The organism is Cutibacterium modestum (assembly GCF_008326345.1).
Classification (GTDB): domain Bacteria; phylum Actinomycetota; class Actinomycetes; order Propionibacteriales; family Propionibacteriaceae; genus Cutibacterium; species Cutibacterium modestum.
Genome location: NZ_BJEN01000001.1, coordinates 559,743 through 580,992, shown reverse-complemented (window position 1 = coordinate 580,992; position 21,250 = coordinate 559,743). Strand labels below are relative to the sequence as shown.

Below are 21,250 nucleotides of genomic sequence, written 5' to 3'. Positions count from 1 at the left end.
TACCGGTCGCATAAGCTAGGGGTATGTCAATTCCCTTTCAGTATGCGCACGATGACGACGGAGACCTTCTTAGGATTGCGGCTCGTGGCCAGGAGGTGTTGACGAACCCTCTGACCAACCGTGGTACGGCTTTTACCATCGAGCAGCGAAAGGCGCTTGGTCTCACCGGCCTGCTGCCGTCAGGGGTCATGACGATCACTGATCAGCTTAAGCGGGTCTACGCACAGTACTCGGCACAGCCCGATGACTTGGCCAAGTACCTGTACCTCAACCACATGCATGACCGCAATGAGGTGCTGTATTTCCGCCTCCTTGCTGAGCACATTGAGGAGATGCTTCCGATCGTTTACACGCCAACCATTGGTAGGGCGATTGAGGAGTACAGCCACTGGTACGACCGTCCGCGCGGCATCTACTTGTCTATTGACGATCCGGAGGGCATGGAACAAGCCCTGGCACAGTTGGGTCATGGTCCTGACGATGTCGACCTCATCGTGGCCACCGATGCGGAGGGCATCCTTGGCATCGGTGACCAAGGTGTCGGTGGCGTCGCGATCACGGTAGGAAAGCTGGCCGTGTACACCGCCGCTGCAGGGATCCACCCTCACCGTGTACTCCCGGTTATCCTCGACGTCGGTACCGACAACATGGAACGTCTCAACGACGATGGTTACCTCGGAGTGCGCCATCCCCGCGTGCGCGGCGAGCGTTACGACGCCTTCGTCCAGCAATACGTCGAAACCGCCCACCGGATGTTCCCTCACGCTCTACTGCACTGGGAGGACTTTGCAGCCGGCAACGCTACCCGGATCCTCAACAAATACCGCGACGACTACTGCACCTTTAATGACGATATCCAGGGCACCGCGGCCGTCGTCGTTGCGGCGGTGCTGAGCGCCGTCAAATCTTCGGGTATTCCGCTGAGCAAGCACCGCATTGTTATCTACGGGGCGGGCTCGGCGGGTACCGGCATTGCCAATCTGCTGGTGCAGCTCATGGTTAGTCAAGGCGTTGACGAAAAGACGGCTCGCTCCCACTTCTGGGGGCTCGGTTCACGGGGTCTGTTGCGTGAAGGCTTACGGCTGCGCGACTTCCAGCGCCCCTTCGCTCGCAGCAAGAAGGAGCTGGAAGGCTGGATCCTCGACAGCCCAGACCAGTACACGCTCAATGACGTGGTACGAAACGTCCACCCGACGATCCTTATCGGCTGTTCCGCCCAACCTGGAGCCTTTACCGAGAACATCGTCACGACGATGGTTTCCCACTGCGAGCGTCCGGTAATCATGCCGCTATCGAACCCAACTCGTAAGGCCGAGGCCCTACCGTCTGACATCCTCAAGTGGACTGACGGACGCGCTTTGGTCGCTACTGGGTCTCCGTTCAAGCCGGTCATGGTTAATGGCGTGACCTACCAGATCGCGCAGGCTAATAACGCTCTGGTCTTCCCGGGAATTGGTTTGGGGGCCATCGCCGTTCGGGCGTCCCGCGTCACCAGCGGCATGATCGCGGCCGCTGCTGAGGCGGTAGCGCTGCGCGCCGACAGCCGTGTTGTGGGGGCCTCGCTGCTGCCATCGATCAAGAATCTGAGGCCGCTGTCGGCGTCGGTGGCCATTGCTGTCGCTGAACAGGCGATGGAGGAGGGCGTGGCAACCGAGGTCACGGACAATCCCGTTGAGAAGGTGTTCTCAGCGATGTGGCAGCCGCGGTACCCGCGCATCGCGGTCGACTGATGCGCTGAGGAGAGAAGACGACCGGTACCGGACTCGCGCCCTCTACGCATATCTTGTAGGGGGCGCGAACTACGCCTTGATCGTTAATGCCGAAATGGGGGAAGACATCCCCGATCTGTGAGTGAGCATGACGGTGGCGTTAGTCCGTGGGCAGTCGATGGTGATCGTGCCGTGAACTTTGTGGCCTTGGGATACGTCAGCGCCGAGAGAGCCTGTGGAGGGTTGGCTCGCCTGATGGATATCGGTCGACTCGTTTTCCATGATGAAGAAGGTGTAGTCGGTCAGAGAGCCCCTGGTGACCTCAATGGTCACCGTGAGAGTGACGGTGTTAGGTCCCCATTTCACGTTGTCGATCGACCACCGTCCCTCGGTGTCGTCGTCCTTCGAGGAGAACGGTAACGAGGAGGCGACCGCAGTAGCTGATGCCGGGATCGACGTTGGAGTAGAAGACGTAGACGTCGCAATTGAGGATGGTGTCGGCGCGACGGGATTCACTGGCTCGCTGGTGACCCGGCGTGCAATGATGACTAGTGCGATGATGATCGCTGCCACGATGATGACGGCGATCCAACCGCTGTGGCGTTTTGGTGGCTGGTACTGGCTGATGTCAGGCGGTTGGCTCATGGTGGCTCTACTGTACGTTGTTGTCGACGGATGATGTTGTCCACAGCTTGGCTTCAAGACGAGATGGCGCAGATGAGACTTATCCACAGATTCGAAATTGCTTGACGGATTCGGCGGGGTCGAGACGACAACTGGAGGTATGACAGCACTACATTCCTCCACCACTGATGGCCGTGATCCATTGACCGTCAGGACCGTCGAAGAAGCGGTGACTTTGGCACCGTACCTCTTGGGGTTTCAGCCTACTGAGAGCCTGCTCCTCATCGTTGCCGACGACGGTGCCGCATGCCAGGGCTTCGTTGCCCGAGCCGATCTCGACGACCTCGAATCTGCCGTGACTATGGATGCCTTCGCATCACGGGTCGGCCCCCTGGCAGGGCGAGGTCGAACGGTCGTCTTAGCGTTCAGTAACAATCAAGATCGCGCCATGGGCACTCTGATGTCGGCCGTCCAAGCGTTGGGAAGCATGAATATTGGTGATGCTGCGTGGACTGACGGTGAATATTGGCGCAGCATCTTTTGTGATGAGCAGGGCTGTGGCGAGAATCACCGCTTTGTTCCAGATCCGTCCATCGCAGCCGAAGCGGTCTATCGCGGGCTGACTGTTCTGCCTAGTCGCACCAGCCTTGTCAATACGCTCTCCGGCCCTGGGCGCACATGTGATCCAGATACCCGCAGACTCCTGGCTAGTGCCCGGCGGCGGCTCTGCCGCAAGGAGGACGACGCCGTGAAGACCAGGTGCCAGGTCCTCTTTGAGTCTCGCGACGAAACCGACGATGCGATTGTGACGGAGCTAGCGGTAGCCGTCCAGCGTCCGGGCATAGCGCGCAGACTGTGGATGTCGATGGAGCGGGCCGACGCATCGCGCTGGCTCGCGATATGGAGTCGAGCAGTCGAGATCATCCCGGATCGGATGGCGCCAGCTCCACTGTCTCTCTGTGGGCTGGCGGGATGGTTGAGCGGTGAGGGGGCAGTGGCAGCGGTGTGCGCACGTCGATGCGAATTTATGGCGGGAACAGCTGACTTGCCTGCTGCGCTGACAGTCATTGTTGACGCTTTCGTGCCGCCCAAATTGTGGGACGTCATGAATCATGATCCAACAGTGATTGCACACCCCCTTCTGGAGGAGCAAGTGGGTGAGGAATCCAACTTATCGGCGTAGCAACGGAGGCTACATCCGGGTACCGACCAGGTGCCCGATGAGATAGGTGATCGTCATGGAACAGATACCGACGATGATGTTGCGAGCGATAGGACGGGTTTTCCCGCTGCCACTGACGATTGCCGAGCCCAAACCAGTGAGGAGTAGGGCGATGATGGTCGCGGCGATGGTGATGTAGACCCGAATCGCCGTTGGGGAGCACACCATGGCCAGCAGTGGTACTAGGGCACCGACAGTAAACGCGGCCATCGATGCGAAGGCGGCGTGCCACGGGTTGGTGTACTCGTCAGGGTCAATGCCTAGTTCAGCCTCAGCGTGGGCACGCAGCGGGTCATGAGCGGTAAGTTCCAGAGCTACCTGACGAGCGGTACCGTGGGACAATCCCTTCTCCGTGTATATCCCGGTGAGCTCCTCAAGCTCCTCGTCGGGGAAGTCGCGTAGCTCAGCGGCTTCTTTCGCCATGACAGCCTTCTCAATGTCGCGCTGGGAACTCACGGAAACGTACTCGCCGCCAGCCATCGACAAAGCACCGGCGACCAGACCAGCCAGGCCAGCAATAAGGAGGGAGGAACGATCGACGGTGGCGCCAGCGACTCCCATCACGATGCCCGCCGTCGAGATAATGCCGTCGTTGGCGCCCAGCACTGCGGCACGCAGCCAATTGAGTTTCGAGTTGAGGCTGCCCATGCCCTTGTCCGCTTTGCGGGGCTGATTGACAAAGGTGGAGGAGTACAAGGGCTGGCACGTCGTTGTCGAGGTATCGTGAGCGGGGGCGAGGGCGGACAATGCCGGAGTTGAGGGCATCTTCGTCTTCTCGTCGGGCGTGTTCGCGCATCGTGTCACGGTGCTCATGACATCAACTGTGCACTTACCAACAGCTGTCCACAAGGAAGGACAGGGAACCCTGACGCTAGGTGTGGGGCCGTTTCGCTAAACTCGGGTCCGTATGTGTCGTGGGTCTGGTTAGGCCCGTAGTGGATCCGAGAGGTGTGACGTGAGCGACGAAGTGCGCGAGACGACGGGCTACGACGCGGCCGCAGCCCAGGAAAAGTGGTCCAAGTATTGGGAGGAGCACCGCACCTTCGCAGCCCTTGACGACGGCTCCAAGGAGCGTCGTTACGTGCTTGACATGTTCGCCTACCCCTCCGGGGACCTTCATATGGGCCACGCTGAGGCATTCGCTATCGGCGATGTGCTAGCCCGCTACTGGCGTCTGCGCGGATTCGACGTCCTGCACCCGGTGGGCTGGGACTCCTTCGGCCTGCCGGCCGAGAATGCCGCTATTAAGCACGGGACCCATCCTGCGGAGTGGACCTACCGCAACATCGGCACTCAGGCGGCCTCTTTTAAGCGGTACGCGGTCTCTTTCGACTGGTCGATGAGACTGCACACTTCCGACGAGGAGTACTACCGCTGGACCCAGTGGCTGTTTAACCGCTTCTTTGAGAAAGGATTGGCCTACCGCAAGGGTTCCTGGGCGAACTGGTGCCCCAACGACCAGACGGTGCTCGCCAATGAGCAGGTCAAGGATGGGTGCTGCGAGCGTTGCGGTGCGGTCGTTACCAAGCGTCAGCTCAACCAGTGGTATTTCCGCATCACAGACTACGCCCAGCGCCTGCTCGACGATATGGACCAGATTGAGGGCAAGTGGCCTGAGCGTGTGCTGTCGATGCAGCGCAATTGGATCGGTCGTTCCGAGGGTGCCTACGTTGATTTCACGATTGATGGTCGCACGGAGCCAGTGAGGATTTTCACCACCCGCCCGGACACCCTGTATGGAGCCACCTTCATGGTGGTGGCTCCCGACTCGACTCTGGCCCAGGAGATCGTTTCGGATGAAGCCCGGCCAGCCTTTGAGACCTACCTCGATGAGGTCAAGAAGAAGTCCGAGATTGAGCGGCAGTCCACCGATCACGAGAAGATCGGCGTGCCCCTCGGGGTCGAGGCCACGAACCCGGTCAATGGTGCCAAAGTTCCGGTGTGGGCTGGTGACTATGTGCTGGCGGACTACGGGACGGGTGCCATTATGGCTGTACCCGCCCATGACCAGCGCGACCTCGACTTCGCCCGCGCGTACGGCATTGACGTCATCCCGGTCATCGACACAGGCGAAGCCGATCCTCGTGAGTCCGGGGTCGCCACAACGGGTGATGGCGTTTACCAGAACTCTGGACTCCTCGATGGCATCACCACTAAAGCCGAGGCCATCGCGAAGGTGTGTAAGCTCCTGGGCGAGAAAGGGATTGGTGAGGCGACAACTACCTATCGGCTGCGCGACTGGCTGCTGAGTCGTCAGCGTTTCTGGGGATGCCCCATTCCGATCATCCACTGTGAGTCCTGTGGCGACGTTCCGGTCCCTGACGAGCAGCTGCCAGTTAGGTTGCCTGATCTGCGTGGCACTGAGCTCGCCCCCAAGGGAACGTCCCCCTTGGCCGGTGAGGAGGCCAGCGAATGGCGTTCGGTTGCCTGCCCGTCGTGTGGGGGGGCTGCGCAGCGCGACACCGACACCATGGACACTTTCGTGGACTCGTCGTGGTATTTCATGCGCTACTGCTCTCCGCACTATGACGAAGGCCCGTTTGATGCGGAGGCTGTTCGCCGTTGGATGCCGGTGGCCCAGTACATCGGTGGTGTTGAACACGCCACTATGCACCTGCTGTACTCCCGGTTCTTCACTAAGGTGCTGCATGACCTCGGCATGGTCGACTTCACCGAGCCTTTCCAGCGGCTCATGAACCAGGGCCAGGTGATCAACGAGGGCCGGGCAATGTCGAAGTCGCTAGGAAATGGTGTGGACCTCGGCAAGCAGATCGACGAGTTCGGTGTCGACGCCGTGCGTACTACCGTCATCTTCGCAGGTCCGCCGGATGAGGACATCGACTGGGCCGACGTCTCCCCGGCGTCGACGTTGAAGTTCTTGCAGCGTGCCTGGCGCGTGGCATCTGAGGTCACGAGCGATCCTGACGTCGACTTGACGCAGAGTGACGCCACTTTGCGTCAAGTTACCCATCGCAGTATCGCTGACATCACCGAGTTGCTGGAGAGCGGGCGTTACAACGTCGTCGTGGCGCGGGTCATGGAGTTGGTCAACGCCACCCGTAAGGCCATCGATTCGGGGTGTGGCCCAGCCGACCCTGCGGTGCGCGAGGCTGTCACCTTTACCGCCCAGGCCCTGTCCTTGGTGGCCCCATACCTTGCTGAGGAGATGTGGGAGATACTCGGCTTGGAGCCTTCCGTCGCGAACTCTCATTGGCCTACTGCTGACCAGAAACTACTGGTCACCAAGGAAGTGACCATGGTCGTCCAGGTGACGGGCAAGGTACGCGCCAAAATCCAGGTGAGCCCCGACATCACTGAGGACGAAGCTCTCGAGGTGGCTTTGGCTGACGCTAATGTGCAGCGGTTCACCGGAGGCAAAGAGATCGTCAAGGTCATTACCAGGCTGCCAAAGATGATATCGATCGTCGCGAAGTGATGATGTGATCAGCTCGATCACGCAATGACGTGACTGACCAGCTCCGTCATAACATGACGCTGTGGCGAGCCTGTGAATAGCAGACTTCCCGCCGCGCCGTGTTATCCACAGGTTTGAAATTGCCTGGCGAAATTCGGTTGTCCCGACGACAACTGAAGGTATGAGTGATGACTACCGAGAGCGTCTTGAGGACCTCATGGCACGGCTGCCTGCCCGCAACCTGGGGCCCCGACATTCGGCGACTCCAGTAGAGGAGGAACCGGCACCCGAGGAGACTTCAACTCCTCGACGGGCCGTGACCCGAGTACACGCCTCAGCAGTGGGGATTCTGCTCGTTGTGGTGCTGTCTGTCATCGCTGTTGTGTTGATGCGCTCGAAACCTACCGAAGCGCCATCGGGCGCTATGGCGGTGTCGACGGTGCCTGAAGGTACAACTATGCCCGGTCGAGAGACCAGTGAGTCCGAGGTGCGGTCTGAGGGCACCACTCCTGCCGCTCTCCCGGCCGCCACCGCAACGACGACCGCACCCATCCAGGTTCACGTGGCCGGACGGGTGAAGCATCCCGGTGTGTATACGGTTAATCCCGACGCCCGCGTCGCTGATGCCATCGGAGCTGCGGGCGGAACAAGCTCGGGTGCCCACCCCGGTCGTCTCAATCTTGCTGCCCCAGTCTGTGACGGTTGCCAGGTATGGGTCCCCGCAGGTGGAGACGGGACAGTGACCCCACCCGACCACAGCGTTGGCGGCTCGCCGGGGGTTGCCGGAGGGTCGGGAAGTGGCGGCGTAGCAGCGGCTCCAGGCAGCGGTAAGGCTCAGGTTAATCTCAACACCGCGAATCAGAGTGAGCTTGAGACGATCGACGGAGTCGGTCCAGTGATGGCGGGCAAGATCATGGCGTGGCGTCAGGAACACGGACAGTTCGCCTCCGTAGACCAGCTGCGGGAAATATCTGGGATCGGAGCGAAGACCTTCGAAAAGATCAAGCCGCATGTCACGGTCTAAACCTCATCGTGAGGGCCGTCAACGCCAGGCCTTCGCAACCCCCGATGTACGCATGATTCCGGTGGCTATCACCGCGTGTGGGATGGCTGCCGTCGGCACCGGCGGTCATCGTTGGACGGTTATTGGTGCCGGAATCGGATGCCTTGTCGCAGGCATGATCGCGGTGGGGCGCAAGGTGTGGCTGGTTGTTGTAGCCGCTGCGGTGGGGTTGACAATCCTCGTGAGCGCCGGGATACGCGACCACGTTGTCCACCACACTGGCGTCGCTGAGCTTGCCCAGGAAGGAGTTTCGGTGACTGTGAGAGGTCGGGTTACCGTCGATCCGCGGACATTCGAGGGGAGTGGTTCGGGAGGGCGCACTGTCATGATCACTCTGGCAGCCCATCGCATCGTCGCAGAAGGCCAGGCTATTAATCAGTCGGTGAAGGTTGTTGTCGTGGCGTCGGGGTCAATGTCGGACCCTGCCGCGAAGGTAACCGTTGGGCAGCAGATTCAGGTGCAGGGCCTTCTAACTCCGCCACGGGAAGGGCGGGCTGAAGCAGCAGTACTGAAGTTGCGGTCCCCGCCGAGGGTCGTTGTACCGGCCGGGCCCCTTGACCGTGGGGTCAATCGTTTTCGCGCCGGTCTAGTCAGTGCTGTTTCGGGATGTCCAAAGGGGCAACGAGCCATCGTGCCATCGATTGTTGTGGGGGATACCGCAGCGGTTTCTGAGGAGATGTCCGAGGATTTTCGGGTGACGGCGTTGACCCACCTCATGGCCGTCTCTGGGGCCAACCTTGCCTCTACGACGGTCCTGCTGTGGTGGATAGGTGCGTGGTGCGGCCTGAAGCGGCGAGGGCTAAGGGTGCTGTCGGTGGCTGGTGTCGTTGTATTTGTGGTGGTGTGTCGGACCGAAGCCTCGGTGGTAAGAGCAGCTGCGATGGGAGTGGTCACTGTGGCTGCGACGGGGGTCGCCTTCGACTGGCGCGGTGGCATCAGGACCTTAGCCGTCGCGGTGACTGGGCTGATGCTCATCGATCCATGGCTCGTGAGATCAGTGGGTTTCTGGCTGTCGGTCTGTGCAACGGCTGGCATCTTGTGGTGGGCCCAACCATGGTCGGCTGCGATGGCGTGGGCGCCAACGTGGCTAGCGACAACCATAACAGTGCCATGGGCAGCCCAGTTGGCGACTCAGCCTGTCATCACCTGGATGGCTGGCACGACCGGACTCATCGCTAATCTCGCGGCTGCTCCCTTCGTACCTCTGGCCTCGGCGCTAGGGATGGCGACCGGGCTTTTCGCCTTGATCTGGCCGCCATTGGGGGCGCCGTTCGGGCGGCTTGCCGGATGCTGCGTCCAGCCGATCATCTGGATAGCTCACGTCGGTGCTAAAGCTCCGTCCGGTCTACTCAGGTGGCCAGCAGGCGGATGGGCCGTCGGGGTGCTGGCCGGGATATGTGTGGGATTGGCTTTGGTCACTCCGGCGGTCTTGACGAGGCCGTGGTTGACTGCGCTCGCGGGGCTAGCAGTTTTAACAGCGACAGTCGTGCGTCCTCCCGTCCCGGGCTGGCCGGGGCAGTGGCAGGTGGCCATCTGTGACGTCGGTCAGGGCAGTGCGGCTCTGGTGCGTGCCAGCCCGGATGAGGCTGTCGTCGTCGACACTGGACCGGATCCGCACAGATTGAGTCGTTGCTTGGATGACCTCGGCGTCGCCCAGGTGCCGGTGGTGATCCTCAGCCACTTCCACGCCGATCATGTCGACGGCCTCAACGCCATCTGTGATCATGGTCCAACGAGAGCCATCGTCGTGTCCCAGCTGGCGTCCCCAGAGTGGTCAGCTAAGGGAGTGGCGCAAACGGCTGCTCAGTTGGGTGCCAAGGTGATCGTGGCTAGTCCGGGCCAGGTCATGACGGCCGGAACGGCGACACTTGAGCTCTGGGGAGGAGCCCAGCTTTCAGAGACTGGTACGGATGAGTTGGGGGGAGGAGCCTGCCGCCGAGAACAATTCCTCAGTTGTGATCAAGGCGACGGTTAACGGGTTGAGAGTTGTGTTTCCTGGAGATGCCGAAGCTGAGGAACAGCACCACGTTTTGGCCAAAGGCACGGACCTGACCAGTGATGTCCTCGTCTTGCCTCATCACGGATCGGCCCGTCAAGACGAGGGCTTCTGGGCAGCAACCGGGGCAAGCGTAGCGGTGGCGTCTGCGGGCCAAGGAAATTCCTTCGGGCATCCCTCGTACAGGGCAGTATCTCTGGCTAAGCGGATGGGAATGCAGCTGCATCGCACTGATCTTGAAGGGACGGTGCTGTTGGCCCGCAATGGTGGGTCCGTGCTGGTGCAGACACGATCGTGACGTTCCGCGTCGTCGGGAATGCCGTCGATAGGTGTCGGCAGGCCGCGCTAACCTGAGCGGTCGGTTCGCAGTGAGCTGTCGGGGGAAGGAGAACAAGTGGCGTCACGGTTCACGACTAAAGGGCCTCGCATGCCGATGCGGTTGCGTACCTGGCAGCGAGAAGCGCTCGATTCGTACCTTGCTACGAGCCCTCGCGATTGGCTGGTTTGCGCCACCCCGGGCGCCGGTAAGACGACGTTCACTTTGGCCGTTGCTGCACATCTGTGGCAGGACCACGTCATCAATCGCGTCATCGTGGTGTGTCCGACCGATCACCTGCGCTCCCAGTGGATTGATGCGGCTCGTGGACTCGGGTTGGACTTACGCGATACGACCAATGCTGAGGCACTTCCACCCGATTGTCACGGATGCGTTGTCACCTATGCCCAGGTCGCCCAGAAACCTTCCCTGCACGCGGCCCGAGCAACCAATATGCGCACCTTGGTCATCTTCGATGAGATCCACCACGCTGGCGACGTCATGAGTTGGGGTTCTGGCGTCATTGAGGCCTTCTCGGGAGCGGTGCGGCGACTTGGTGTGACAGGAACGCCTTTCCGGTCTGACGAGGCCAGAATCGCCCACGTCCGATACGAGGAAGTTGGTGACGGAGTTTTCGAGTCGGTAGCCGACTACACCTACGGGTACGGTGACGCTTTACGTGATGGGGTAGTGCGTCCGGTTACCTTTGCCACATACACCGGGCGCTCCACCTGGACTGACGCCGTGGGTGAGACTCACACGGCCATCCTCGGTGATTCCGAACTCACCAAGGCTCACGAGGAAATGGCTTGGCGTACCGCCTTGGACTCTGACGGCGAGTGGATTGCCCATGTCATGGCGGCAGCGTGGGCACGGGTGAACCAGCTACGCGATTCAGGGACGATCCCGCATGCCAAGGTGCTTATCCCGGCTTCTAATCAGAAGATTGCTAAGGAATATGCCGAGGTCTGGCGAGACGTCACCGGTAATGAACCGTCCGTGATCCTCTCTGAAGACGCGGCCTCGGCTAAGAAGCTTGCCGTCTACCGCGATGACCCGGACAAGATCTGCGCCGTGTGTGTGCGCCTCATCACCGAGGGTGTTGACATCCCGGACGCAGCCGTTCTCATTTACTCGACGATGGCGTCCACCCCGCTATTCTTCGCCCAGATGGTGGGACGTGTGGTTCGGGCACGGAACCGTCGCGAACGGGCCACAGTCTTTCTTCCCGCAGTGGGACGGCTCCTCGATCTCGCCTCCCAGATGGAGGAGGTGCGTGACCACGTTATCGGCCCGCCTGCCGAGCCCGACCTCATTGAGGAATTCGACACTCGTGAGCGCTCCGAGCCGGATCCTGACGCCGGAGTCTGGCAGGCCGTCGCATCCGACGCGATCCTAGGCGAAGTTATCGACACTTATGCACCCTCTGATGGCGGTCTTTTCGCCCTTGACGGTTTGCTCAGCCCTGAGCAGGAGCGGGCTTTGCTGGCCCGAGATGAGAAGATTCGCGCTGAGCAGGCCCGTCGCGTCGCCTCGGCCCGCCGCGCGTCTAAAGCATCGAAGGAAGCCGAGGAGAGGCAGGTTCGACGAGACGAGATGGTTGCACTACAGCGCCGCGGCGGGTCCACCCTTGACGCCATCAGTGACCCGCGTGAAATGCGACGCGAAATACACCGCGCCTTGCTTGACTACTCCCGCCACCACGATCTAACTCCGCAGGCTGGTTGGGGCCAGCTATACCGGGAAGTTCCTGGGCCGAAAAATGAATCGGCGCCAATGAACCTGCTGCGTACTCGGTTGGAGTGGCTGCACTCTCACTAATGACCTAATGGCAGGAGAGCACCTCGGGGTGGCGATTTCAGCATCATTTTCTGGCATTCTTAGAAGGGTGAGTACGGTTTACGGTACGGCATTGCTGGTCCAGGGCGCGGAGACCCTGTTGTCGGACCGAGCCGTTGACGCCCGGGTCAAGGCCGCTCGTCGGGAAAATCCGCAGGCCGAGCTCATCAAGCTAGAGGGCCGGGAGGTCGACGCTGGACGGTTCGTGGAGGCCACTGGGGGGTCGCTGTTTAGCCAGGCAACGATCGTCGTCGTCAATGCTGTGTCTGATCTCGATAAGGATCTGTTTGATCTCGTCACCACCACCGCGGCTAATCCTCCAGACACCCTCTGCCTCATCTTGGTCCATCCAGGCGGAACTAAAGGTAAAGGGCTACTGACCAGGCTCTCGAAGGCCAAGGTGGAGACCGTTAAAGTCGATGCCCCTAAACCGTGGGCGATTCCGGACTTCATCGCGAAAGAGGCACGTCGGGGCCATCTTGATATGGATCACGACGCCGTCAATGCTTTGCACCAGGCCCTCGGTAACGATCTGCGCACTCTGGCGGCAGCCGTCGACCAGCTTGCGAGCGATTCACCGAACGGGCGAGTTGGGCCTCAGGCCGTTACAACTTACTTCGGTGGAAGGGCGGAAATTTCGTCGTTTAACGTTTCTGACGCTAGCTTGGAAGGACGCCTCCCCGATGCGTTGGAAACCCTGCGCTGGGCCTTGTCAATCGGGGTACAACCGGCGGCGGTGACGGCTGCCATGGCACGCGGGCTGCGGTCTTTGGGCCTCTACCTGGATATGCGAAGCCAACGGATGGGGGATAAACAACTCGCCCAGACCATTGGCGTATCCCCATGGAAACTTAAGTCGCTCAATAAACAGGCACGGTCATGGAGCAAGGCTGGCGTCGCGAGGGCTATCCAGCTCGTCAACACGTGCGATGCTGCCGTCAAGGGAGCTGCGGTTGACGCCAACTACGCCCTGGAATCGATGCTCATCGCCATCGAGAAGGCCCGCCAAGCCTGATTGGTTTTATCAGATGGGTCTAGGCTCAGTGCTTCTTCCGTTTCTACTGGATGCACACCAAGCGCCTCGACCACCCAGTGGGTCGAGGCGCTGTGCGCGTCCTATAGAAACTCAGCAGGAGAGAAAAACTCAGGCGGCCAGCGAGTTGAGCTTCTTGGAAATGGCCGACTTACGGTTGGCGGCCTGGTTCTTGTGAATGACGCCCTTTGACGCGGCCTTATCGAGCTGACGGTTGGCGACCCTGGCCGCCTTAGTGGCGGCCTCAACGTCACCGGCCTCAGCCGCGCGACGGAAGTTGCGCACATAGGTCCGCAGGGCGGACTTGACAGCCTTGTTGCGCTGGCGCGACTTCTCATTGGTCTTCACGCGCTTCATCTGCGACTTAATGTTCGGCACTGGGCAGCCTCTGATTCCTTGGTCGATGTACGTGGAGTGCGCCAGACAGGCGCAGCAGGCTACGTTACCAAATCGATGCAGCCGTCCCCAAATCAGCCGATGCCTGTGAGCGGTCGGTGATCATGTTAGGCGTAAGAGCGGTCGCTGAGCCAAAGGCACTCGTAGGGGGCGAGGCGCAGATTCATGGGGGTGAGGTCGTAATCGAACCCACTCAGCAATTCGGTGACGACGTCGGCGAGTTCGGAGCGCAGGGTCTCCATCGGGAAACACACCTCGTGCTCACTGACGTTATATAGCTCGATCATGCGGCCTTCTGGATGAGGACGTCCCCACATGATGACCTTACGGCTGGGGGAGGGCAGGACCACCGTCTCGACGGAGGCATGAAATTCAGGGCTGCGACGGCGGGCATTGATCGCCCGGCGCACCCCGTTCCATATTCGACCAGGAACGCTATGCGATTCGGCGTCGGCCTGCTCGACTATTGACCAGTCCATCGCAGGTCGATGGACCCAGCGGTTGTCGTCAGCATGGTTGGAATCGCGTCGCCAGTCGTCGTTGAGCATGCCGACCTCATCGCCCATCCAGATCAGCGGTACTCCGCCGTACCCGAGGATCGCAGTGTGCAGCATGATGATACGAGCAATGGCAACGTCGATATCAGCCGGGTCGTTGGTTTCCAGGGCAGATTCCAGCCCAGCCAGGCTCGCTAGAGAGCCGCCAATTCGACAGTCGCCGGTAACCGGCTTGTGGAAGACCAAACCGCGAGCGAAGGATCCTGGGAAGCTTCCGGAATAGAAGTCGGAGAGGAACCGCCGGTGGGCGGTGGGGTCGAGGCCTGTATCACGAGCGTCGGCATCATCAACGGCCCAGCCGATGCCGTCGTGGCAGTGAGCGTAGGTGGCCCAGGTTGTCGTCGAGGGTTTGTCGGGGATCCGACTCAAGGCCGTCTCCATGAGGCTGACATTGCGGGTAGTCAGAACGCTCCACAGCTGTACCATGAGGCTGTTGTGGTAGGCCATTTCGCAGACCTTGCCCCAGTGACGCCCGCGCCCGAGGTAATTAATGAGGTCGTTGGGTCCGACGGCGGCCTCGGCCATGAAAGCGACGGCGGGGGCGATTATCCGCATTGCCTGACGCAGTGACTGGGTGATGTCGTGGATTTCCGGAAGGTTCTGGCAGGCGGTGCCGAGTTTCTTCCAAATGAAGGTGATGGTGTCGAGACGGAACACTTCGACCCCACGATTGGCTAGCACACACATTGAGTCGAGGAATTCGCAGAAAACGTCAGGATTAGCCCAATTAAGATCCCACTGGAACTCGTTGAAGGTCGTCCACACCCACCCTTGGCAGTCGTCGTCCCAGGTGAAATTGTCATGCGCGGAGTCCGGAAAAACGTCCGGGAGGTTCTTCTGCCAGGCATTAACCTCGTCTTCAGTCGACAGAATATGAAAATAGTCGCGGTACTTTTGCTGACCAGTCCGAGCCAATCGAGCCCATTGGTGTTCGGCCGCTACGTGGTTAACGACGACGTCCGTGACAAGGGATATGCCATGGGTGCGTAGAGTCGCGGTGAGGTCGGTTAGGTCATCCGTGGCGCCCAGATCGGCGTGGATGCTGCGATGGTCCTCGACGGCATAGCTACTACCGTTAGCCTCTTTCCGAGGTTGTAGCCGCGGCATGAGGTGCAGATACCGCACACCCATGTCTAAAAGGTGATCGAGGTGGTCGCTCATGTCTTTGAGGGTGCCGGAGAGGTGATCGGTGTAGGTGGCGTAACCGATCATCGTCGGTTGCTAAAGCCAGTCGGGTTCTAGGAGGCGGGCTTCGTCGAGGCGCTTGAGATCGTCAGGACGTTCGGCACACCGTTGTAGCAGGATGGCGCGAATTCTCTGTAGGGTTTCATCGGCCCGGTCACCGTAGACCCTGCTCAACCCGATCCATAGGTCAGGCAGGTAGCGCTCCCAGCGGAGGTCGAAGGACTGTTGGGTGAATGGGTCAAGGCTCACATGTCCGAGACTGTCATCGGCGACCATAGTTTGAGCCTATCGGTTTGCGCGCACACTAAAGGGATTGACAGTGTGGTCATAACCGAGTGCGTCGTAACTGAGAGCACAGTGTCGTCGGCGCGTGACAAACTAAAACCTGAGCCGGGCATCCCCGGCACCATCGTCGATAAGGGAGCAGATGTTCGCGCCTCAGCCTGGCAGTACAGATCCGGCCATCATCCGGAACTTCTGCATCATTGCGCACATTGACCACGGCAAGTCGACCCTGGCCGATCGGATGTTGCAAATCACTGGAGTCCTTGACGAGCGCAGTGCTCGTGCGCAGTACTTGGATCGCATGGATATTGAGCGAGAGCGCGGAATTACCATCAAGTCCCAGGCTGTGCGGATGCCGTGGGAGGTTGACGGCGTCACTCACCTTCTCAACATGATCGACACCCCTGGGCACGTGGACTTCTCGTATGAGGTATCTAGATCCTTGCAGGCCTGCGAAGGAGCAGTTTTGCTCGTCGATGCTGCCCAGGGTATCGAAGCCCAGACGTTGGCTAACCTGTATCTGGCTTTGGAAGCTGATCTGGAGATTATTCCGGTGCTCAACAAGATTGATTTGCCTGGAGCCGAGCCGGATCGCCACGCCGCCGAGATTGCCGGAATCATTGGCTGCGATGAATCAGAGGTGCTGCGAGTTTCAGCAAAAACGGGTGACGGTGTTGACGACCTGCTTAACACCATCGTCGCTAAGGTGCCGGCTCCTGAGGGGGTCGCCGACGTGCCTGCTCGGGCCCTCATTTTCGACTCGGTCTATGACACTTACCGCGGTGTCGTCACGTATGTCCGCGTCGTTGACGGTGCCCTGCGTCACCGTGAGAAGATCCTTATGATGAGCACCGGAGCAGCCCACGAGGTGCTTGAGATCGGCGTTATATCCCCAGAAATGGTGTCTGCTGAGGGCCTGTCGGTGGGGGAGGTTGGGTACCTCATCACCGGTGTCAAGGACGTCCGTCAATCCCGGGTCGGCGACACCGTCACCAATGCTTCCAAGCCCTCCGAGAAGGACCTTGGCGGCTATCGGCACCCCAAGCCAATGGTGTATTCGGGACTCTTCCCGATCGATGCCAAGGATTTTCCTGAACTGCGCGACGCTCTTGATAAGTTGCAGCTCAACGACGCTGCACTGGTCTACGAGCCTGAAACCTCGACGGCTCTGGGATTTGGATTTCGAGTCGGGTTCCTTGGGCTGCTGCACATGGAGATTGTGCGCGAGCGCCTGGAGCGTGAGTTCGACCTTGATCTCATCTCTACGGCGCCTTCAGTGGTTCACCATGTCCTTATGGAGGACGGGTCGACTGTGACCGTCACGAACCCGTCAGAGTACCCGACTGTCGGACGGATCATCGAAGTGCGTGAACCCATCGTTGATGCCACGATCCTTAGCCCGGCCGAGTACATCGGTGCGATTCTCGAGTTGTGCCAGCAGCGTCGTGGTGTTCAGCAGGGCCTGGACTATTTGTCCTCTGATCGGGTGGAAATTCGGTACCGTTTACCGCTCTCGGAGATCGTTTTCGACTTCTTTGACCAGCTCAAGTCGCGAACAAAGGGATATGCCTCACTGGACTACCACGAGGCCGGTGAGCAAGCTGCCGACCTTGTCAAGGTCGATATTTTGCTCAACGGGGACCCGGTGGACGCCCTGAGTTCGATCGTCCACCGTGAGAAGTCTTATTCCTACGGTGTCGCGATGGCGGCCAAGCTCAAGGAACTCATCCCGCGTCAGCAGTTCGAGGTGCCAATCCAGGCTGCCATTGGCGCGCGGGTTATTGCTCGCGAGACTATTCGCGCTGTTCGTAAGGATGTGTTGGCCAAATGCTATGGCGGTGACATTTCTCGTAAGCGCAAGCTGCTCGAGAAGCAGAAGGCCGGTAAGAAACGCATGAAAGTCGTCGGTTCGGTTGAGGTGCCTCAGGAGGCTTTTGTCGCTGCTCTGCGTACCGGCGAGTCGGTGGAGAAGAAGTGACGGGTCTAAGGGCCTACCGACTAGACGTTCCGCCCCTGCTAGCTGATCGTGGTATTGATCGGGTGCTCGCATTCGCTGTGCCTTTGGTGATGAGGTTCCGTGGTATTGAGGTGCGGGAGGGAACGCTGCTTCATGGCTCGGAGGGCTGGGGAGAGTGGTCGCCTTTTTGGGATTACGACCCGGTTGAGTCGGCGTCGTGGTTGCATGCGGGGATCGAGGGCGCCACTCGGCGCTTACCCGGCGTACGACGAGATCGGGTGCCGGTCAACGTGACTATCCCCGTCGTTGACGCTGATCGTGCTCGCCAGATGGCAGCTGAGTCCGCCTGCAGGACGGCCAAGGTTAAGGTCGCTGATCCCCATAGCGATCTGCGCGAGGATTGTCGACGGGTCGCCGCTGTGCGCGAGGCTATGCCGGACGGACACATCCGGGTGGACGCCAATGCTGCCTGGGATGTGGAGACGGCAGTCCGGGCGATCACCGAACTCGACGCCGCAGCAGAGGGGTTGGAATATGTCGAGCAACCCTGTGCAAGTGTGGCGGAGCTAGCTCAGGTGAGGCGGAAGGTGAACGTGCCAGTCGCGGCTGATGAGTCAGTGCGTAGAGCTGAAGATCCACTTGCGGTGGCACGGGTCGGCGCTGCTGATCTCATCATCGTCAAGGCCCAGCCGCTGGCGGGGGTCGCCCGAGCCCTCGAGGTCATTGACGCTGCCGGGTTGCCGGCCGTCGTCTCCTCGGCTTTGGACACCAGTATCGGGATCGGCCTGGCCACACATTTGGCGGCAGCCCTACCCAGCCTTGACTACGCCTGCGGGCTAGGGACGATTCGTCTTTTTCGGGGTGATGTCAGCGCCTCACCACTCCTTCCAGCTGGCGGTTATTTGAGCCCGCAGCGCGGGGAGGTCGATGTCGAGGCTGAAGAGCCGGATGCGAATCTGTGCCCGAGGTGGTCACAGCGCCTGGATCTCACCGTGGCCGCCCTAGCCGAGTTAGAACGGAGCTGAGTTGAACCCCTCTACTGAAGTGGGACGACGTCTGGTGAGCGCCCTCGTCGGGGCTGGGGTCCAACACGTCGTGTATTGCCCAGGATCCCGGGACGCGCCTATCGGGTATGCGCTGGCTGATGCTGAGGCTGCCGGATGGCTGCGGATTCACGTGCGTCTGGATGAACGGTCGGCTGCGTTCGTTGCCCTCGGACTGTCGAAATCGTCAATGTTGGCGGGGCTGTGGCATCCGGCTGCGGTGGTGACAACGTCGGGTACTGCCGTGGCGAACCTCCATCCTGCTGTGCTAGAGGCGGATGCTGCTGGGGTGCCGCTTGTCGTTATATCAGCTGACCGGCCACATGAGATGTGGCACACCGAGGCGAATCAGACGACGCTGCAGGCAGGGATGTTCGGGTCTGCGTCGCGGTTCGACGCTCAAATCCCGGCCGGGTTTCCCGCTGATGGGAGACTCGACTCCCTCGTGCTGCGTGCGGTGAGTGCTGCAACCGGGGTCCTCACCCGTGACCCTGGCCCCGTCCATGTCAACGTCGGTTTCCGTGATCCGCTTGTGCCGGATGACTCGTGGCGGCCCACGTGTATGCCACATCATCGAATTGAGCACTCTGGAATTGGGCAGGCGGCGATCGGCGCTTTGACACCGCTGTCCATGCCGTCGCACACGGTCGTTGTAGCTGGAGACGGTGCCGGGAGCGGCGCCCGGGAGCTGGCTGAGCAGGGCGGATGGCCTCTACTGGCCGAGCCCACCTCGGGTGCCCGGGCCGGATGCCATGCGATGACGAACTATCAGGCAGCCCTGGGCAGTGCGGTGGCCGAGGGAATCGACGGGATACTCGTTATGGGACATCCGACCCTCTCGCGTCCGGTGTCGCGGCTGTTGTCGCGCCCTGGGGTGACCGTTGTGACCGACCGGGCACGGTGGGCCGATGTTGCTGGAGTTGCGCGAGTGGTAGCTGGCCCCGTCAGGTTGGCCGACGTTAAGGTTGACGAGTCGTGGTTGCCGCGCTGGCTAGATGCCGATCAATCGGTTGGCCGTACCTGCAAACAGAGGATCTGCGACGTTATCTGGCGGGCGTCGGCGTGTCCGGAGGCACCGCAGCTTGTCATTGGCGCCTCTGATGTCATCCGAGCCTTCGATATCGGTGCAGTTCCGCAGCGTGAGTCTCCCCGCGCAGTGGCCAATCGCGGATTGGCTGGTATCGATGGAACGGTGAGTACCGGCATCGGCCATGCTCTAGGTAGTCGATACCCGGTCAGGGTGGTTGTCGGTGATCTCACTTTTGCCCATGATGCTATGGCACTACTCAGAGGTGACAACGACGATGATGTCGACGTGCAAGTCATTGTCCTCGACGATCACGGTGGCGCGATTTTTGGTGGATTGGAGCATTCTGCGGCGCCTCGCCCCGTCCTCGAGAGGATGTTCCTTACCCCGCAACGTCTGGACCTGTCGGCCCTGGCTGCCGGGCTTGGCGCACACCATTGCACAGTAGAGGCGAGTAGGCCCAAACGCATGGTCGACGAGATGCGTCGTCTGCTAGCTGAGCCAGTCCATGGCAGGAGTGTCGTCGAGGTGTCCCTGCCCGCGGTATGACCCGTTGTGGCCGATGCATTGCGAAGATGGCCTGCACATCGAGATTGTGATAAATGCATTGTCACGCACGACGCACAAGGTCTGGCTTGACGCGTCGAGAGTGACCTTTCGGGTTCCTAGGGCGAGAACCACTAGATAGAGCTTGGAGTCGAGGCCAATGGGAGCCAAAGAAGGCTTGCCGATGTCAGAACAGGAGATGCAACGTGGAGGGGCACGGCTTGCGGGTGAGTGCTGGCCCCGTTGCCGGAGTCACCGCTTTCGGCGGCCTAGGTAACTCCGTTCATGCTGCGCTAGCACAGGAAGTCAAAGCACCCGTCAGCGTCAGCCAGACCGCGATACCACAGATTGTCATCGGATACATGACCTTTACGGAATCAGTGGTAGACTAAAAGCTTCACCAAGAAGAACCTGATGGCACGTCCCAAGGGCAGCATCGTCATTATCGTCGGCGCGAATGAGCACCAGGGTCGTTACGATAGTGTCGTCAAGCATTTCGCCTAGGCTGGCTACAACGTCTTCAGGCTGGACCATCGCGGCCGCGGTAGAAGCGCCGCTTCTTACGTAAACAACGTGGTGCCGCGAGGCCACATCGACGATTGGAATTCAATCTTCGTCGACACTCACCAGCTGGTCGGAATCGCGAAGAAGGACACGCCCGGTGCCAAGGCCTTCCTCCTCGGACACTCGATGGGTTCCCAGGCTGTGCGGGGCTATGGCATCACCTGTCCTAACGACGTCGATGGCATTATCTCCACTGCGGGTGGAATTGGCATGAATCGCTATGGCAACGGCACCCCTCAAGCCCGAGGTGATCGTGGCGAGGAGCCTTACCGGGGTCGAGAGGCACGCTAAGCCGCCGTCTCACAAGTTCTGCTAGACCAGAATACGAGCGCCCGCTGCTGTCACAGCACAAGAAGAATCCGAGGGGGAGCCCACCTGCCGTTATCGCTCTACGTGGCCTCGGCCAAGGTCAAGATTCCCGGCACATTGGCTGTCTTCCTTAAGGACCACATACGACGGGGTGCGCACCGATC

The 21,250-nt window shown here is 60.4% G+C and carries 15 protein-coding genes and 2 pseudogenes; 13 read left to right on the top strand and 4 right to left on the bottom strand.

The genetic code is table 11. The annotated features are described in order from the left end of the window. Positions 1-23 precede the first annotated feature (23 nt). Positions 24-1,730, top strand: a complete 1,707-nt coding sequence (locus F1563_RS02880; RefSeq protein ID WP_002527529.1) for an NAD-dependent malic enzyme — start codon at positions 24-26, stop codon at positions 1,728-1,730. Between the two features lie 69 nt (positions 1,731-1,799). Here the strand turns inward: F1563_RS02880 and F1563_RS02875 are convergent, their stop codons facing one another. After that, positions 1,800-2,042, bottom strand: a complete 243-nt coding sequence (locus F1563_RS02875) for a hypothetical protein (protein WP_002527528.1) — start codon at positions 2,040-2,042, stop codon at positions 1,800-1,802. On the opposite strand from F1563_RS02875, the gene F1563_RS02870 reads away from it, so the two are divergent. Both F1563_RS02870 and F1563_RS02865 read left to right on the top strand, forming a co-directional pair. Continuing rightward, positions 2,035-2,388: a hypothetical protein gene (locus F1563_RS02870; RefSeq protein ID WP_002527527.1), complete on the top strand. Its 354-nt coding sequence runs from the start codon at positions 2,035-2,037 to the stop codon at positions 2,386-2,388. The two genes, F1563_RS02875 and F1563_RS02870, sit on opposite strands and share 8 nt — an antisense overlap. A 105-nt stretch (positions 2,389-2,493) precedes the next feature. Next, positions 2,494-3,516 (top strand): DUF4192 domain-containing protein, encoded by a 1,023-nt coding sequence (locus F1563_RS02865; protein WP_002527526.1) that lies wholly within the window; start codon positions 2,494-2,496, stop codon positions 3,514-3,516. 9 nt (positions 3,517-3,525) lie between these two features. Here F1563_RS02865 and F1563_RS02860 read toward each other — a convergent pair whose 3' ends face one another. Then, the gene (locus tag F1563_RS02860) at positions 3,526-4,320 is read right to left on the bottom strand and encodes a VIT1/CCC1 transporter family protein (RefSeq protein WP_172623589.1); all 795 of its coding nucleotides are present in this window, start codon (positions 4,318-4,320) and stop codon (positions 3,526-3,528) included. 190 nt (positions 4,321-4,510) lie between these two features. Between F1563_RS02860 and leuS the strand changes: the two genes are divergently transcribed. The 5 genes and pseudogenes from leuS (at position 4,511) to holA (ending at position 13,199) form a co-directional block, all read left to right on the top strand. Next, on the top strand, positions 4,511-6,991 hold the full coding sequence (gene leuS, locus F1563_RS02855) for a leucine--tRNA ligase (RefSeq protein ID WP_002527524.1): 2,481 nt from the start codon (positions 4,511-4,513) through the stop codon (positions 6,989-6,991). Between the two features lie 160 nt (positions 6,992-7,151). Beyond that, on the top strand, positions 7,152-7,994 hold the full coding sequence (locus tag F1563_RS02850) for a helix-hairpin-helix domain-containing protein (protein WP_002527523.1): 843 nt from the start codon (positions 7,152-7,154) through the stop codon (positions 7,992-7,994). Positions 7,995-8,046: 52 nt separating this feature from the next. Further along, a pseudogene (locus F1563_RS02845) lies at positions 8,047-10,327 on the top strand (ComEC/Rec2 family competence protein). 96 nt (positions 10,328-10,423) lie between these two features. Next, on the top strand, positions 10,424-12,166 hold the full coding sequence (locus tag F1563_RS02840; protein WP_007433722.1) for a DEAD/DEAH box helicase: 1,743 nt from the start codon (positions 10,424-10,426) through the stop codon (positions 12,164-12,166). A 7-nt stretch (positions 12,167-12,173) separates the two neighbouring features. Continuing rightward, positions 12,174-13,199: a DNA polymerase III subunit delta gene (holA, locus tag F1563_RS02835; RefSeq protein WP_002527519.1), complete on the top strand. Its 1,026-nt coding sequence runs from the start codon at positions 12,174-12,176 to the stop codon at positions 13,197-13,199. 129 nt (positions 13,200-13,328) lie between these two features. On the opposite strand, the gene rpsT is transcribed toward holA, so the two are convergent. Both rpsT and F1563_RS02825 read right to left on the bottom strand, forming a co-directional pair. Further along, positions 13,329-13,595, bottom strand: coding sequence for a 30S ribosomal protein S20 (gene rpsT / locus F1563_RS02830; protein WP_007433724.1), 267 nt, complete (start codon positions 13,593-13,595; stop codon positions 13,329-13,331). Positions 13,596-13,720: 125 nt separating this feature from the next. Next, a pseudogene (locus F1563_RS02825) lies at positions 13,721-15,631 on the bottom strand (alpha-amylase family protein). A 139-nt stretch (positions 15,632-15,770) separates the two neighbouring features. Here F1563_RS02825 and lepA point away from each other — a divergent pair. The 5 genes from lepA (at position 15,771) to F1563_RS02795 (ending at position 21,068) form a co-directional block, all read left to right on the top strand. Beyond that, positions 15,771-17,618 carry a translation elongation factor 4 gene (lepA, locus tag F1563_RS02815; protein WP_269148778.1) on the top strand — a complete coding sequence of 616 codons (1,848 nt, stop codon included), beginning with the start codon at positions 15,771-15,773 and terminating at the stop codon, positions 17,616-17,618. After that, entirely contained in the window at positions 17,615-18,622 is a 1,008-nt protein-coding gene (locus tag F1563_RS02810; RefSeq protein ID WP_007433725.1) for an o-succinylbenzoate synthase, read from the top strand. Before lepA ends, F1563_RS02810 begins: the two co-directional genes overlap by 4 nt. Position 18,623: 1 nt before the next feature. Further along, complete coding sequence (gene menD, locus F1563_RS02805) at positions 18,624-20,216, top strand: 2-succinyl-5-enolpyruvyl-6-hydroxy-3-cyclohexene-1-carboxylic-acid synthase (RefSeq protein ID WP_172623558.1); 1,593 nt, start codon at positions 18,624-18,626, stop codon at positions 20,214-20,216. 203 nt (positions 20,217-20,419) lie between these two features. Then, positions 20,420-20,605 (top strand): hypothetical protein, encoded by a 186-nt coding sequence (locus F1563_RS02800; RefSeq protein WP_002527512.1) that lies wholly within the window; start codon positions 20,420-20,422, stop codon positions 20,603-20,605. 133 nt (positions 20,606-20,738) lie between these two features. Next, positions 20,739-21,068 carry a serine aminopeptidase domain-containing protein gene (locus F1563_RS02795; RefSeq protein WP_081414864.1) on the top strand — a complete coding sequence of 110 codons (330 nt, stop codon included), beginning with the start codon at positions 20,739-20,741 and terminating at the stop codon, positions 21,066-21,068. Positions 21,069-21,250: the final 182 nt, after the last annotated feature.